Source organism: Enterobacter sp. V87_3 (genome assembly GCF_029967835.1).
Classification (GTDB): Bacteria; Pseudomonadota; Gammaproteobacteria; order Enterobacterales; family Enterobacteriaceae; genus Enterobacter; species Enterobacter cancerogenus.
Genome location: NZ_JASCAM010000011.1, coordinates 1 through 14,257, shown reverse-complemented (window position 1 = coordinate 14,257; position 14,257 = coordinate 1). Strand labels below are relative to the sequence as shown.

The following is a 14,257-nucleotide window of genomic DNA, read 5'->3' as shown; positions in this document are numbered from 1 at the left end:
TTATGGATGAAAATTCTGCCACAGCGCGGCGACTTTATCGGGCCGGGAGATAAACTGAAAGCGCGCCGGATCGGCAACAAACTGCTGGTAGATGGGCTCCGCAGTAATACCAAACTCATCATACCGACGCGGCGTGATGACCTGTAATCGTCCCGGCGCATAGCGCGGGTTATGCTGCCAGACGACCTGCCGGTCCTGCATCAGCGGATACCAGGCCAGCCCTTTATGCGCCCGCACGGCCTCGTACTCAAAGCCATATTCCCGGTCGCACCAGGCGCCAAACGTCAGCGGAACATCCGGATCGGCGGAGAGTGTGGCATGGCCCCAGCCCGGTGGAACCAGCACCTTCTCGCCTTCGCGAGCGATCACGGCAAAGCAGCGGCCCGGATCGTTTTCAACCCGCTCCTGCATATAAATAATGGCGGTCCCCTGCCAGATCTCATACAGCTCTGGCGGCGACCAGCCGCTGTGCTGGCTGATGCGATGAACATGCCCCTGGCTGCGCACGGGCTCGTCGCCAAGCTGTCCGGCGGCATAGGTCACCACGCCAAACAGCAGCATCCGTTTGCTCAGCTCATCCCTGTCCTGCATTCGCGCCACGTCCATCGCAATAGCGTACACCTCTTCCGGCCCCTGACAGTCCGGATCGCGCAGCGACGAGCGGATCTGATCCAGACGGCGGATCTCCGGCATCGGGCCTGTGACCTCTTCTCCGTATGAAAAGCCGAGCGGCCGATGATGTATCTGCATATCCAGCCCGTAATTAGCCATGCTGCACCTCACGCACCAGGATGTCGCCGTCCACCTCCGTCACCCTCAGCGCAAAACCCTGCTGAAGAGCCGCGTAATCATGCCCGGCGATTGTCGGCCAGACCGCCAGCGCGGAGAGTACCTCCGTGCCGGTGTTAATCAGACGATGTGCGGTAAAGCCGGGAATGACGTGTACCGAACCGGCGATCACGGGTTCCAGCCACGCCTTGCCGCTCTCTGATTGCAGCAGCAATAATCCCGTCCCGCGCAGCCCGAGATAGACTTCCCCCTGCTCCCGGCGCGCGTGGAAGTGGCCGCGGGTCATAAAGAATTCATTGCCGACTTTTCCGGGCTGAAGATGGGTTACGCCAGTGAACAGGCTGCCTTCGGCCGTATTACCGTCGAGGATTTCAACGTCGTAAACGGGCCGTTGCGGGTCGCCGTTCTGCCAGGCGTCGGTGCAGGCAAACACGCCAGCCAGATCGGCAATGCGCGTCGTTTTACGAAGGATATGACCCTGCGCGAACGCGCCGGTCTGCCAGTCCACCTGCGGTGGCTGGATAATGTCAGGTTTCATATGTGTCTCCGGCCCGAGGAGAACAGCCTGAAAAGCATAGCAGATTAATCGATTAACCTTGTGATGCCGTGCCGGAATTGCGCCGTGGATCAAAAAAGCCAGGCTCCGGGCCTGGCTTTGCATTCATTAAAACTCAGTTACTCGACTTCGCGCGCATCGATACGCAGCTCTTTCGGCACTTCGAAGACAATGTTCTCTTCGCGCCCTTCCAGCGGAACCGCTTCGCCGCCGCCGAGTTCCTGCAGTCGGGTGATGACGTTCTGCACCAGAATATCCGGCGCGGAAGCCCCGGCCGTGACGCCAACACAGGCTGCATTTTTCACCCACGCTTCCTGGATATCCGTCGCGTCGTCGATCAGAAACGCCGCTTTCCCCATACGCTGGGCCAGCTCGGCCAGACGGTTAGAGTTAGAGGAGTTTTTCGAGCCGACCACCAGCACCACATCCGCCTGTTCAGCCAGCGCGCGCACCGCTTCCTGACGGTTGGTGGTGGCGTAGCAGATATCGTCTTTACGCGGCCCGACGATCTTCGGGAAGCGCTGACGCAGCGCGTCAATCACGTCTGAGGTGTCGTCCACGGAGAGCGTCGTCTGGGTCATAAACGACAGGCGGGCTTCGTTTTTGACGTTAAGCGTCAGCACATCGTCCGGCGACTCGACCAGATACATGCCCCCTTCCGGGTTACTGTACTGGCCCATGGTGCCCTCGACTTCCGGGTGGCCCGCGTGACCAATCAGAATCGACTCTTCACCGCGACGGCTGGCGCGCGCCACTTCCATATGCACCTTGGTCACCAGCGGACAGGTTGCATCGAAAACGGTCAGTTCACGGCTTTTCGCTTCGTTACGCACCGCCTGGGACACGCCGTGGGCGGAGAAGATCAGGATCGCGCCGTCCGGCACTTCGCTGATCTGCTCGATAAAGATGGCACCGCGCTCGCGCAGGCTGTCGACCACGTAGCGGTTATGCACCACTTCATGACGCACGTAAATTGGCGCGCCGTAAATTTCCAGCGCGTTTTCAACAATGCTGATAGCGCGGTCTACACCGGCGCAGAAACCGCGCGGGTTAGCCAACAGGATCTGCATTTCAGGCCTCCAGTGCCGGATCGATCTCCAGCACTTCTACATCAAAATGAACGGTACGCCCGGCAAGCGGATGGTTGAAGTCGACGGTGATAGAGTCGCCGTTGATTTCGCGGATCACGCCAGGCATTTCGCTGCCGTCCATAGCGGTAAAGAGCATGATAGCCCCGATTTCCGGCTCGCCCGCGTCCATAAACTCACGGCGCGAGAAATACTGGATCAGGTCCGGGCTTGGCACGCCAAACGCCGCATCCGGCTCCAGCGAAAAGACCTTCTTCTCGCCCTCTTTCAGGCCCAGCAGCTGTTGCTCAAGACCTTCAGACAGTGAGGTATCGCCAAGACGGAACAGGGCAGGTTTGCCGTTGTTACGGGTAGACTCGGCCGTTGAGCCATCGTCCAGCTTCAGCGTGAAGTGAACGAGGACTGCGCTGTTGCTCTGTACGGATTTAGACATGCACATTGCTCGCTTGTTTTGGGGTGCCTGTTTGCCGGGTGGCGCTTCGTTTACCCGGCAAACAGGAGGCCACAAATTTTATAGGCCGGAATCGCTGCACGCGACCCGGCATTAATGCTTACACCTGCTCTTTCGCGGCCGGTTTAGGCAAGAAGCCTTCCAGCACGATTAACGCCGCACCGACACAAATTGCGCTATCGGCCAGGTTAAAGGTGGCGAAGTGCCAGTCGCCGACGTAGAAGTCGATCATATCGACCACGAAGCCGTGCCACAGGCGGTCAAACAGGTTGCCTAACGCACCGCCAATGATCAGCGCGTAGGCGATGTTATTCAGCTTCTGCGTGGCCTTTGAACGGTACATCATCACCGCCAGCACCACGCAGATACCCATTGCGATACCCGCGAAGAACCAGCGCTGCCAGCCACCGCTGTCAGCAAGGAAACTGAACGCCGCGCCGTAGTTGCGCGCGTAATGCAGATTAAGGGACGGGAACAGGGAAACCGTCTCCCCCAGAGCGAAGTTCTGGAGGATCAGGAATTTGCTGCCCAGATCGATAATCAGCACCACCACAACCAGCCACAGCCAGCGCAGTCCTGTTGAACTTAATGGTTTACTCATCAGGCAAACTTACGTTTTTCGCCATCACCGGCGACGTTGCTGACACAGCGTCCGCAGATTTCTGCGTGTTCCGCCACCTGGCCGATATCGGTGGTGTAATGCCAGCAACGCGGGCACTTCTCACCGTCGGCTTTGCTCAGCGCGACTTTCAGCCCTTTGAGCAGTTCACTCTGCTGTGCATCAGCAGGCGCCCCGGCATAATCCGCAACTTTCGCACCGGAGGTCAACAGGACAAATCGTAATTCATCGCCCAGCGCCGTCAGCTTGGCCGCCAGCTCAGGTTCTGCGTACAGGGTCACTGCCGCTTCCAGAGAACCACCGACTTTCTTATCAGCACGCGCCTGCTCGATAACCTTGTTCACTTCGCCACGCACTTTCAGCAACTCGTCCCAGAAGGCATCGTTCATCGCTTCGGTGCTTGAGAGATCGAACAGACCTTCGTACCACTCGCCGGTGAAGACATACTTCTCGCGGTCGCCCGGCAGGTAGCCCCAGATCTCGTCTGCGGTGAAGGACATGATTGGTGCCATCCAGCGTACCAGCGCTTCTGCGATGTGGAACAGCGCAGTCTGGCAGCTGCGACGCGCCACGCTGTCCGCTTTCGCGGTGTACTGGCGGTCTTTGATGATGTCGAGGTAGAACGAGCCCATCTCGATGGAGCAGAAGCGCATCAGGCGCTGCACCACTTCGTGGAAGTCGTAAGACTCGTAGGCTTTCAGGATATCTTCCTGCGCGGCTTTCGCACAGCCAACCGCCCAGCGGTCGAGAACCACCATCTCTTCCGGTTTCACCATGTCTTTCGCCGGATCGAAACCGTTAAGGTTCGCCAGCAGGAAGCGCGCGGTGTTACGGATACGACGATAGCTGTCGGCGGCACGTTTCAGGATTTCATCAGAAACGGCCATTTCACCGGTGTAGTCGGTTGATGCCACCCACAGACGCAGAATGTCCGCGCCCAGTTTGTTCATCACGTCCTGCGGAGAAACGGTGTTGCCGATAGATTTGGACATCTTACGGCCCTGACCATCGACGGTGAAACCGTGAGTCAGTACCTGGCGGTATGGCGCTTTACCTTTCATCGCGGTGGAGATCATCAGCGATGACATGAACCAGCCGCGGTGCTGGTCAGACCCTTCCAGATACATATCGGCGGCGTGACCGGCAAACTCAGGACGCACGTCCACAACGGAAGAGTGGGTTGACCCGGAGTCGAACCACACGTCCAGGGTATCAGGCACTTTTTCGTAGTTGTCTGCGTCCGCGCCCAGGATGTCGCGGGCGTCGAGATCCCACCACGCCTGAATACCGTCAACTTCGACGCGCTTCGCCACGTCTTCCATCAGCTCCAGCGTATTCGGGTGCAGTTCCTGCGTCTCTTTATGCACGAACAGAGACATTGGCACGCCCCAGGTACGCTGACGGGAGATACACCAGTCAGGACGGTTAGCCACCATGGATTCGATACGCGCCTGGCCCCAGTCCGGGATCCACTGCACGCCTTTGATCTCTTTCAGCGACTGCGCGCGCAGGCCTTTCTGATCCATGCTGATGAACCACTGCGGGGTCGCACGGAAGATGATAGGCGTCTTGTGGCGCCAGCAGCACGGATAGCTGTGCTGCATTTTCTCTACGTGCAGCAGCGCGCCGCTGGTGCGCAGGATGTCAACGATGATGTCGTTGGCTTTAAAGACGTTGATACCGTCCAGCGCCGGGTAGGTGCCAGGCAGATACGAGCCGTCTGGCCCCACCGGGTTAGCGATTTCCAGACCGTATTTCAGGCTGATGTTGTAGTCGTCAGGACCGTGGCCACCGGCGGTGTGAACCGCACCGGTACCAGCGTCCAGCGTTACGTGATCGCCCAGGATCGCAGGCACATCGAAATCGAGGAACGGGTGTTTGAAGCGCATCAGTTCCAGCGCATCCCCTTTCACGGTGCCCAGCACGGTGTATTCGGTGATGTTCGCACGCTTCAGCACGCTCTCCACCAGATCTTTCGCCAGGATTACCGCGCGGCCATCAATCTGCACCAGCGCGTAGTCGAACTCACTGGAGAGGGAGATCGCACGGTTGGCTGGCAGGGTCCACGGGGTGGTGGTCCAGATCACCAGCGAGATCGGGCCGTTTACGTCAGGCAGACCGAATTTACCTTTGATGGCATCCTGATCGACCGCTTCGAAAGCGACGTCGATAGACGGCGAGGTTTTGTCGTAATACTCAACTTCCGCTTCAGCCAGCGCAGAACGGCAGTCAACGCACCAGTGCACCGGCTTCGCGCCTTTATGCAGGTGGCCGTTACCGATGATTTTACCCAGCGCACGGATGATGTTGGCTTCGGTTTTGAAATCCATGGTCAGGTACGGGTGCGACCAGTCGCCCAGTACGCCCAGACGGATAAAGTCAGCACGCTGACCGTCAACCTGAGTGGCGGCGTATTCTCGGCATTTCGCGCGGAATTCAGCGGCGGTGAATTTCTCGCCTGGTTTACCGAACTCTTGCTCAACTTTCAGTTCGATCGGCAGACCATGGCAGTCCCAGCCCGGAACGTACGGCGAGTCGAACCCCGTGAGGCCTTTAGACTTCACGATAATGTCTTTCAGAATCTTGTTAACCGAGTGACCAATATGAATGCTGCCATTCGCATAGGGAGGGCCATCATGCAGAATGAAGGTTTTTTTGCCTTTTTTGGCTGCACGAATGATGCCGTACAGGTCATCATCGGTCCAACGCGCCAGCATTCCCGGTTCGCGCTTAGCGAGATCGCCGCGCATCGGGAACCCTGTTTCCGGCAAATTCAGGGTTGATTTAAAGTCACTCATCAGATTCTCGGTTCCGTATTTATCACGTAGGCATTAAAGCCGGTTTTATAGCCCAAAAAACTCACGGGCCGTCAATTCATCTCGCGCAATTTGCGCTTTTAGTTCATCCAGCGAGGCAAATCGCTGTTCGTTGCGTATCTTTTTACGCAGTATCACATCTATATGGCGACCGTAGAGGTCCATTACAACGTCCAGGAGGTGTACTTCTAACTGTTGACGCACACCGGCGACAGTAGGACGCGTGCCAATGTTAGCGACGCCATAAAAGGGTTTATCGCCAAGGCCAGTCACTTCCACCGCGTAAACCCCTTTTACCGGGGAGACCTGGCGGCGCAGCGGGATATTCGCCGTCGGGAAGCCGATGGTACGCCCAAGCGCATCGCCATGCACCACGCGGCCTGAAATGGTGAACGGATGCCCCAGCAGGTTTGCTGCTGTCTCCAGTTCGTCATTAGCCAGCGCCTGGCGAACCGCCGTGCTGCTGACGCGAACGCCGCCTTCGCAGAACGTCATGGCGCTGGTGACGTCAAACCCGTACTCCAGACCAGCCTTCTGTAATAGCAAGAAATCACCCTGACGACCAGCGCCAAAGCGGAAATCATCGCCCACGGCGAGAAACTGCACGCCAAGCTGCTTGACCAACAGGTCGCTGACGAAGTTTTGTGCTGTCAGCGCGGCAAAGCGACGGTCGAAACGTACGCACAGTACGTAGTCCACGCCAGACTCGGCCAGATAGCGCAGCTTCTCGCGAAGGCGAGTCAGGCGGGCAGGAGATTTTTCACCTGCAAACAGCTCCAGCGGCTGTGGCTCGAAGATCATCACTACAACGGGCAGGCCACGCGCCTCCCCTTCTTTACGCAATCCCTGCAACAGCGCCTGATGACCACGATGCACGCCGTCGAAATTACCAATGGTCAGCACGCACCCGTGCGGGGCTTTGCTGAGATTCTGTATGCCGCGTATCAGCTTCATGTCTGGCTCAAAACAGTGAAAATCGCCAAAGTATACCTTGTACAGCGATTAAGGTTAACCGGCGATTGTTCACGCAAAACAGAAAGCCATAATGATTTCATCATGCTGACCTTTCACAGCGAAAAAATCTGCCTTAGAGGTGCTTTTTTTTCTGCCGAAAAGCTGTATTCGCACGAGACAAGCTGGTAGAATCCTGCGCCATCACTACGTAACATAGCGTCGCTTATTAACGGCGCTTATTTGCACAAATCCATTGACAAAAGAAGGCAAAGAGGGCATATTCCTCGGCCTTTGAATTGTCCACATAGATCATATTTGGGAGTTGGACTTGGCTAATATCAAATCAGCTAAGAAACGTGCCGTTCAGTCTGAAAAGGCTCGTAAGCACAACGCAAGCCGTCGCTCTATGATGCGTACTTTCATCAAGAAAGTATACGCAGCAATCGAAGCTGGCGACAAAGCTGCAGCGCAGAACGCATTTAACGAAATGCAACCAATCGTGGATCGTCAGGCTGCTAAAGGTCTGATCCACAAAAACAAAGCAGCGCGTCATAAAGCAAACCTGACCGCGCAGATCAACAAACTGGCTTAATCGCTACTTGTTGTTGCTTGTTTAAAGAACCCGCTTAACGCGGGTTTTTTTATGCCTTCAGAGTGCCGGTGGCGTAAACAACGCCGCGTAGTCCCGGTTGCAGATGCGCTGCACCGCCGGATGCTGAATCATTCTTTCGGCGAATATGGCGTGATACTCCTCCATCACGTTATCGACCCTGCCAATCTCCGTAATGCCCTTCGCCGAATAGAGATCGTGCGCGTACAGCGTCGGTGCGACAAAGATAGCGTTATGCGCTTCGCCAAAAGCCTTCATCAGCGCCGCGTCGTCGAACTCTCCGAGGATCTCCACCTTCAGCCCCTGGGAGTTAAACCAGTTTTGCAGTTTACGTCCCAGCATTGAACGCCTGCCTGGCACCAGCAGGCGACGCTCCTCCAGGCACGCCGGGAACGGTGTTTCCGGCGGCGGATTGATGCACCAGAAGCTGACACCGCATTCGCCAATCTTCACCGAGAACAGCCCCTCCTGCTGCGTGGAGTCAATCGGGCAGTCCGAGATAATCATATCCAGCTTGTGCTGGCTCAGCTGCTCAAGCAGCATCTCATGGGTGGACTCGAAGCAACGCAAATGAATTTGCTCATCTTCCACCACGGCGGCATCCAGCACGCCACTCACCAGCCGTTTCGACAGCGCGTCCGCCACGCCTACGTCAAAGAGCAGGTTCGACTCCTTGCGGTAGTTGACGATATCCAGCATCTCCTGGCTGAGGGTGAACATCTTGTCCGCATAGCGAAACACCAGCTCGCCCAGCTCCGTTGGTTCTATCCCGCGGCCTTTACGCTTAAAGAGTTTGCCCTGCAGGCGCTCTTCCAGGGCTTTGATTTGCCCGGTAATGGTCTGCGGCGTCAGATAGAGCGCCTCTGCGGCCCCCACCACCGAGCCTTGTTTGTAGACGTGCCAGAAGTAGTAAAGATGGTTGTAATTCAAATGAGACATCGCGTCTTCGCTCCCTGATCGTTTACCGGGAGAAGGTCCCCCTCTCCCGGTCTTCCGTTATGCCCGGGCAACCTGCCCTGACAGTTTCACTTTCAACAATGTATATCCTGTGACTGCGGCCAGTAATGACCCGATAAGAATGCCGAGCTTCGCCCAGACAATCAGCTCAGGCGCATGTGCGCCAAACGCCAGCGTCGAGATGAAAATCGACATCGTAAACCCGATACCGCACAACACGCCCACCGCCATAATTTGTCTGAAGGTCGCGCCGTTCGGCAGCGATGCCAGCTTGAGTTTCAGCGCCAACCAGCAGAACAGGCTAACTCCCAGCGGCTTACCGATAAACAGCCCGGCAATAATGCCCAGCGGCAGAACCGACGTCAGGCCATCGAGGGTGACGCCAGCCAGCGAAACGCCCGCGTTGGCAAAGGCAAACAGCGGCAGGATCATGAAGGCGACCCACGGCTGAAGCACATGCTCTAACTGTTGTGCAGGAGACTTGCCCTCCTGCGGCTTAAGCGGCACAAAGAAGCCCACAATCACCCCCGCCAGCGTGGCATGGATGCCCGATTTCAGCACGGCGGTCCACAGCACGACGCCCACCAGCATATAAATGCCAATGCGGCGGACGTTGAAGATATTCAGCAACGCCAGCACCGCAATCGCCCCAGCCGCCACGCTCAGCGACAATACCGACAAGTCGCTGGTATAGAACAGCGCAATAATGATGATTGCGCCCAGATCGTCAATGATGGCCAGCGCCATCAGGAAGATTTTTAACGCCATCGGCACGCGGCTGCCCAGCAGGGCCAGTACCCCGAGCGCAAAGGCGATATCCGTTGCAGCCGGAATGGCCCAGCCGTGGCGAGCAACCGGATCCTGCCAGGTGAATGCCAGGAAGAGCAGCGCCGGAACGACCATACCGCCAAGGGCGGCAATCACCGGGAACGCCGCGCGCTGTCGGCTGGCAAGCGAACCCAGCACCAGCTCACGCTTCACCTCCAGCCCGACCAGCAGGAAGAACACCGCCATCAGCGCGTCGTTGATCCACAGCAGCATGTTCTTGTTAATTTCCAGCGGCCCGACCTTCAGCTCGACGGGGGTTTCCAGAAATGCATGGTAGAGATCGCGCGTAATGCCCATGTTAGCCAGGGCCATCGCGGCCGCAGCGGCGATGATCAGGATCACGCCGCCGGAGGCTTCGTTGCTAAAGAAACGCTGTAATAATTTCACTTAAATTCTCTCTTTACCCAGAATACGTCGTTAAAACCATAATACCAAGCCATATAGATCGGGAAAATCAGATTAATGTTGGCTCTACATTCAGTTTTACCGAGCTATACCCACAAATAGAAAAAGCCCGGAATCGCTTCCGGGCTTTTTAAAGGATAGTGACCAGCAGAGAATTAGCGGGTCAGGTCATCGAAGAATTTTTTGACGCCATCGAAGAAGCTTTTAGAGCGTGGGCTATTGTTTTCACCCGTCGGCCCACCAAAGCTTTCCTGCAACTCTTTCAGCAGCTGTTTCTGCTTATCGTTGAGGCCCACCGGCGTTTCGACCACCACGCGGCACAGCAGGTCGCCCTGCGCACCACCGCGAACGGACTTCACGCCTTTACCGCGCATGCGGAACAGCTTGCCGGTCTGGGTTTCGCCTGGCACTTTCAGGTTTACGCGACCATCAAGCGTTGGCACTTCAATCTCGCCACCAAGCGCGGCCATCGCGAAGTTGATCGGCACTTCGCAGTACAGGTTGTTACCTTCACGCTCAAAGATTGCGTGCTGTTTCACCTGAACCTGAACGTACAGATCGCCTGCCGGCGCGCCGTGCTCGCCTGCTTCACCTTCGCCCGACAGACGGATGCGGTCGCCCGTATCGACGCCAGCCGGAATTTTAACGGACAGGGTTTTGGTTTTCTCAACGCGACCATGACCGTGGCATTTGTTGCACGGATCTTTAATCAGCGTACCGCGACCGTGACAGTGAGGACACGCCTGCTGTACCGCGAAGAAGCCCTGGCGCATCTGCACCTGACCGGAACCGTGACAGGTTGGACAGGTCTGTGGCTGGGTGCCCGCCTTCGCGCCGCTGCCGTGGCAAACGTCACACTCTTCCAGCGTCGGGATACGGATCTCTTTGGTGACACCGCGAACGGCTTCTTCCAGCGTCAGATCCATGTTGTAACGCAGATCTGCGCCGCGCGCCGCGCGCTGGCGACCACGACCACCGCCGAAGATGTCGCCGAAGACATCGCCAAAGATATCGCTGAAATCAGCACCGCCGCCAAAGCCGCCCGCGCCGCCGAATCCGCCGCCGCCCATGCCGCCCTGTTCAAAGGCCGCGTGACCGTACTGATCGTAGGCTGCACGTTTTTGCGCATCGGTCAGAACTTCGTAGGCTTCTTTGATCTCTTTAAATTTGGATTCAGCCTCTTTATCACCCTGATTACGGTCCGGGTGATATTTCATGGCCAGGCGCTTATACGCCTTTTTGATTTCACGCTCTTCCGCTGTTTTGGGAACGCCTAAAATCTCGTAATAATCAAGCTTCGCCATCTTGTTTTATCTGCCCCTAACATGCGTGCACGGGCGGAGAGGAAACCTCTTCGCCCGTGCCAGTAATTACCCGTTCAAAGGGCGATTATTTTTTGTCTTTTACTTCTTCGAACTCAGCGTCGACCACGTCGTCGTCTTTCGCGTTGTTCGCAGAGGCATCAGCGCCAGCCTGCTGCTGTGCGTGCTGCTGCTGTGCGATTTCCATCAGCTTCTGAGAAGCCTGTGCCAGCTCCTGCATCTTCGCTTCGATGTCCGCTTTGTCTTCGCCTTTCAGCGAGGTTTCCAGCGCGCTCAGTGCAGCCTCGATAGCCGTTTTGTCTTCTGCTGGCAGTTTATCGCCTGCTTCTTCAACCTGCTTACGGGTGCTGTGCAGCAGATGGTCACCCTGGTTACGGGTCTGAACCAGCTCTTCGAACTTACGGTCGGATTCAGCGTTAGCTTCTGCATCACGAACCATTTTTTCGATTTCCGCTTCGTTCAGGCCAGAAGATGCCTTGATGGTGATCTTCTGCTCTTTACCGCTGTTTTTGTCTTTCGCAGACACGTGCAGGATACCGTCAGCATCGATGTCGAAGGTGACTTCGATCTGTGGCATGCCGCGTGGAGCCGGGTTGATACCGTCCAGGTTGAACTGACCCAGAGATTTGTTATCCGCCGCACGCTTACGCTCACCCTGAATCACATGGATGGTTACCGCAGACTGGTTGTCTTCAGCGGTAGAGAACACCTGGCTGTGTTTCGTTGGGATGGTGGTGTTTTTGTTGATGAGCGCCGTCATCACACCGCCCATGGTTTCGATACCCAGAGACAGCGGGGTAACGTCCAGCAGCAGTACGTCTTTCACTTCACCGGTCAGTACGCCACCCTGAACCGCTGCACCGATAGCAACAGCTTCGTCCGGGTTAACGTCTTTACGTGGCTCTTTACCAAAGAACTCTGCCACTTTCTTCTGAACCATTGGCATACGCGTCTGACCACCGACCAGGATAACGTCCTGGATGTCAGAGACGGACAGACCCGCGTCCTGCAGCGCAACTTTCAGCGGCTCGATAGAACGGTTCACCAGGTCTTCGACCAGGCTTTCCAGTTTCGCACGGGTCACTTTGATGTTCATGTGTTTTGGACCGGTCGCGTCTGCGGTGATGTACGGCAGGTTCACGTCGGTCTGCTGAGCAGAAGACAGCTCGATCTTCGCTTTCTCAGCGGCTTCTTTCAGGCGCTGCATAGCCAGCGGGTCGTTACGCAGGTCAATGCCCTGATCTTTCTTAAACTCGTCAACGAGGTAGTTGATCATACGGCTGTCGAAGTCTTCACCACCCAGGTGGGTATCACCGTTGGTTGCCAGAACTTCGAAGGTTTTTTCGCCGTCAACATCGTCGATTTCGATAATAGAGATATCGAAGGTACCACCACCGAGGTCGTAAACCGCGATAGTGCGGTTGCCCATTTCTTTATCCAGACCGTAAGCCAGTGCAGCCGCGGTTGGTTCGTTGATGATACGTTTTACTTCCAGACCTGCGATACGGCCAGCATCTTTTGTTGCCTGACGCTGAGCATCGTTGAAGTATGCAGGTACGGTGATAACCGCTTCAGTTACCGGTTCGCCCAGGTAATCTTCCGCCGTTTTCTTCATTTTTTTCAGCACTTCAGCAGAGATCTGCGGTGGTGCCGTTTTGGTGCCTTTCACATCAAGCCATGCATCGCCGTTATCCGCCGCGATGATTTTGTACGGCATGATAGCAACGTCACGCTGAACTTCTTCGTCCTGGAAGCGGCGGCCGATCAGGCGTTTAATCGCAAACAGGGTGTTTTGCGGGTTTGTCACTGCCTGACGTTTAGCCGGCTGACCAACCAGAGTTTCACCATCCTGGGTATAGGCAATGATAGAAGGCGTGGTGCGATCGCCCTCGGCATTCTCCAGCACACGTGCGGTAGTGCCGTCCATAATCGCTACACAAGAGTTGGTAGTACCCAGGTCGATACCAATAATTTTACCCATCTAAACGTCTCCACTAAAAATTCAGTCAACATGTGGTTGTGTACCTGTAATAAGGGCAGAACGTGCTTTTTCAACTGCCCAGATTTGATTTTTTCAGGTCCACACACTGCGGTTGCTTACAAGATGGGGTCGCAACGGCATCCATCAAGGGGGAAGGATAAAAAATATTTTAATTTCACCCTGATCAGATCATAGACGGCATGGTGCGTCCCCATTATGATGCCGCGCCCCGTCAGGGAGAATTGACGCGGGATTCACCATTTCACCATATTAATGATGATTTTTTTGAGGACTTATGGGCAACACTAAGTTGGCTAATCCGGCTCCGCTGGGCCTGATGGGTTTTGGCATGACCACCATCCTGCTGAACCTGCACAATATCGGGATGTTCCCGATGGACGGCATTATCCTGGCGATGGGCATCTTTTACGGCGGTATCGCACAAATCTTCGCGGGCCTGCTGGAATACAAAAAAGGCAACACTTTTGGCTTAACGGCCTTTACCTCTTACGGCTCCTTCTGGCTGACGCTGGTCGCCATTCTGCTGATGCCTAAAATGGGTCTGACAGACGCAGCAAACGCACACTTCCTGGGCGTTTACCTGGGCCTGTGGGGTGTCTTCACGCTGTTCATGTTCTTCGGTACGCTGAAGGCTAACCGCGCGCTGCAGTTCGTCTTCCTGAGCCTGACCGTGCTGTTCGCCCTGTTGGCGATTGGCCACCTGGCGGATAACGAAGGCATCGTACACATCGCGGGCTGGGTTGGCCTGGTGTGTGGCGCAAGCGCTATCTACCTGGCAATGGGCGAAGTGCTGAACGAGCAGTTTGGCCGCACCGTGCTGCCGATTGGTGAAAAACACTGATAGCTCTTCCGTGGGGGGG

At 56.2% G+C, this 14,257-nt stretch carries 13 protein-coding genes and 1 pseudogene; 2 read left to right on the top strand and 12 right to left on the bottom strand.

Going from position 1 to position 14,257, the window contains the following annotated elements; translation table 11 throughout:
• The 8 genes and pseudogenes from QLG21_RS03315 to QLG21_RS03280 form a co-directional block, all read right to left on the bottom strand.
• Positions 1 to 771 (bottom strand): glucose-6-phosphate isomerase family protein, encoded by a 771-nt coding sequence (locus QLG21_RS03315; RefSeq protein WP_282483881.1) that lies wholly within the window; start codon positions 769 to 771, stop codon positions 1 to 3.
• Positions 764 to 1,327: a glucose-6-phosphate isomerase family protein gene (locus QLG21_RS03310; protein WP_137849615.1), complete on the bottom strand. Its 564-nt coding sequence runs from the start codon at positions 1,325 to 1,327 to the stop codon at positions 764 to 766. Before QLG21_RS03310 ends, QLG21_RS03315 begins: the two co-directional genes overlap by 8 nt.
• A gap of 137 nt (positions 1,328 to 1,464) precedes the next feature.
• Entirely contained in the window at positions 1,465 to 2,415 is a 951-nt protein-coding gene (ispH, locus tag QLG21_RS03305) for a 4-hydroxy-3-methylbut-2-enyl diphosphate reductase (protein ID WP_006173954.1), read from the bottom strand.
• Position 2,416: 1 nt separating this feature from the next.
• Entirely contained in the window at positions 2,417 to 2,866 is a 450-nt protein-coding gene (fkpB, locus tag QLG21_RS03300; protein WP_006173955.1) for an FKBP-type peptidyl-prolyl cis-trans isomerase, read from the bottom strand.
• 118 nt (positions 2,867 to 2,984) lie between these two features.
• Positions 2,985 to 3,485: a signal peptidase II gene (gene lspA / locus QLG21_RS03295; protein ID WP_006173956.1), complete on the bottom strand. Its 501-nt coding sequence runs from the start codon at positions 3,483 to 3,485 to the stop codon at positions 2,985 to 2,987.
• Positions 3,485 to 6,301: an isoleucine--tRNA ligase gene (gene ileS, locus QLG21_RS03290; protein ID WP_137849616.1), complete on the bottom strand. Its 2,817-nt coding sequence runs from the start codon at positions 6,299 to 6,301 to the stop codon at positions 3,485 to 3,487. Before ileS ends, lspA begins: the two co-directional genes overlap by 1 nt.
• A gap of 45 nt (positions 6,302 to 6,346) precedes the next feature.
• Entirely contained in the window at positions 6,347 to 7,273 is a 927-nt protein-coding gene (gene ribF / locus QLG21_RS03285) for a bifunctional riboflavin kinase/FAD synthetase (protein WP_282483880.1), read from the bottom strand.
• Between the two features lie 7 nt (positions 7,274 to 7,280).
• Positions 7,281 to 7,488 (bottom strand): annotated as a pseudogene (locus QLG21_RS03280) (DUF2575 domain-containing protein).
• 113 nt (positions 7,489 to 7,601) lie between these two features.
• Between QLG21_RS03280 and rpsT the strand changes: the two are divergent.
• A complete protein-coding gene (rpsT, locus tag QLG21_RS03275) occupies positions 7,602 to 7,865 on the top strand; it encodes a 30S ribosomal protein S20 (protein WP_003856458.1) in 264 nt (87 codons plus the stop codon).
• 57 nt (positions 7,866 to 7,922) lie between these two features.
• On the opposite strand, the gene nhaR is transcribed toward rpsT, so the two are convergent.
• From nhaR to dnaK, 4 genes are all read right to left on the bottom strand, one after another.
• Positions 7,923 to 8,822, bottom strand: coding sequence for a transcriptional activator NhaR (gene nhaR, locus QLG21_RS03270; protein ID WP_006173964.1), 900 nt, complete (start codon positions 8,820 to 8,822; stop codon positions 7,923 to 7,925).
• A gap of 57 nt (positions 8,823 to 8,879) precedes the next feature.
• Entirely contained in the window at positions 8,880 to 10,055 is a 1,176-nt protein-coding gene (gene nhaA / locus QLG21_RS03265) for a Na+/H+ antiporter NhaA (protein ID WP_282483879.1), read from the bottom strand.
• A gap of 173 nt (positions 10,056 to 10,228) precedes the next feature.
• Positions 10,229 to 11,377 (bottom strand): molecular chaperone DnaJ, encoded by a 1,149-nt coding sequence (dnaJ, locus tag QLG21_RS03260; RefSeq protein WP_006173972.1) that lies wholly within the window; start codon positions 11,375 to 11,377, stop codon positions 10,229 to 10,231.
• Positions 11,378 to 11,462: 85 nt separating this feature from the next.
• Positions 11,463 to 13,376 (bottom strand): molecular chaperone DnaK, encoded by a 1,914-nt coding sequence (gene dnaK, locus QLG21_RS03255; RefSeq protein ID WP_282483878.1) that lies wholly within the window; start codon positions 13,374 to 13,376, stop codon positions 11,463 to 11,465.
• Positions 13,377 to 13,671: 295 nt separating this feature from the next.
• On the opposite strand from dnaK, the gene satP reads away from it, so the two are divergent.
• Entirely contained in the window at positions 13,672 to 14,238 is a 567-nt protein-coding gene (satP, locus tag QLG21_RS03250; protein WP_006173976.1) for an acetate uptake transporter, read from the top strand.
• Positions 14,239 to 14,257: the final 19 nt, after the last annotated feature.

Coding starts and splice junctions, on each gene's coding strand:
- QLG21_RS03315 (WP_282483881.1), bottom strand. CDS start 771: ATGGCTAATTACGGGCTGGATATGCAGATACATCATCGGCCGCTCGGC.
- QLG21_RS03310 (WP_137849615.1), bottom strand. CDS start 1,327: ATGAAACCTGACATTATCCAGCCACCGCAGGTGGACTGGCAGACCGGC.
- ispH (WP_006173954.1), bottom strand. CDS start 2,415: ATGCAGATCCTGTTGGCTAACCCGCGCGGTTTCTGCGCCGGTGTAGAC.
- fkpB (WP_006173955.1), bottom strand. CDS start 2,866: ATGTCTAAATCCGTACAGAGCAACAGCGCAGTCCTCGTTCACTTCACG.
- lspA (WP_006173956.1), bottom strand. CDS start 3,485: ATGAGTAAACCATTAAGTTCAACAGGACTGCGCTGGCTGTGGCTGGTT.
- ileS (WP_137849616.1), bottom strand. CDS start 6,301: ATGAGTGACTTTAAATCAACCCTGAATTTGCCGGAAACAGGGTTCCCG.
- ribF (WP_282483880.1), bottom strand. CDS start 7,273: ATGAAGCTGATACGCGGCATACAGAATCTCAGCAAAGCCCCGCACGGG.
- nhaR (WP_006173964.1), bottom strand. CDS start 8,822: ATGTCTCATTTGAATTACAACCATCTTTACTACTTCTGGCACGTCTAC.
- dnaJ (WP_006173972.1), bottom strand. CDS start 11,377: ATGGCGAAGCTTGATTATTACGAGATTTTAGGCGTTCCCAAAACAGCG.
- dnaK (WP_282483878.1), bottom strand. CDS start 13,376: ATGGGTAAAATTATTGGTATCGACCTGGGTACTACCAACTCTTGTGTA.
- satP (WP_006173976.1), top strand. CDS start 13,672: ATGGGCAACACTAAGTTGGCTAATCCGGCTCCGCTGGGCCTGATGGGT.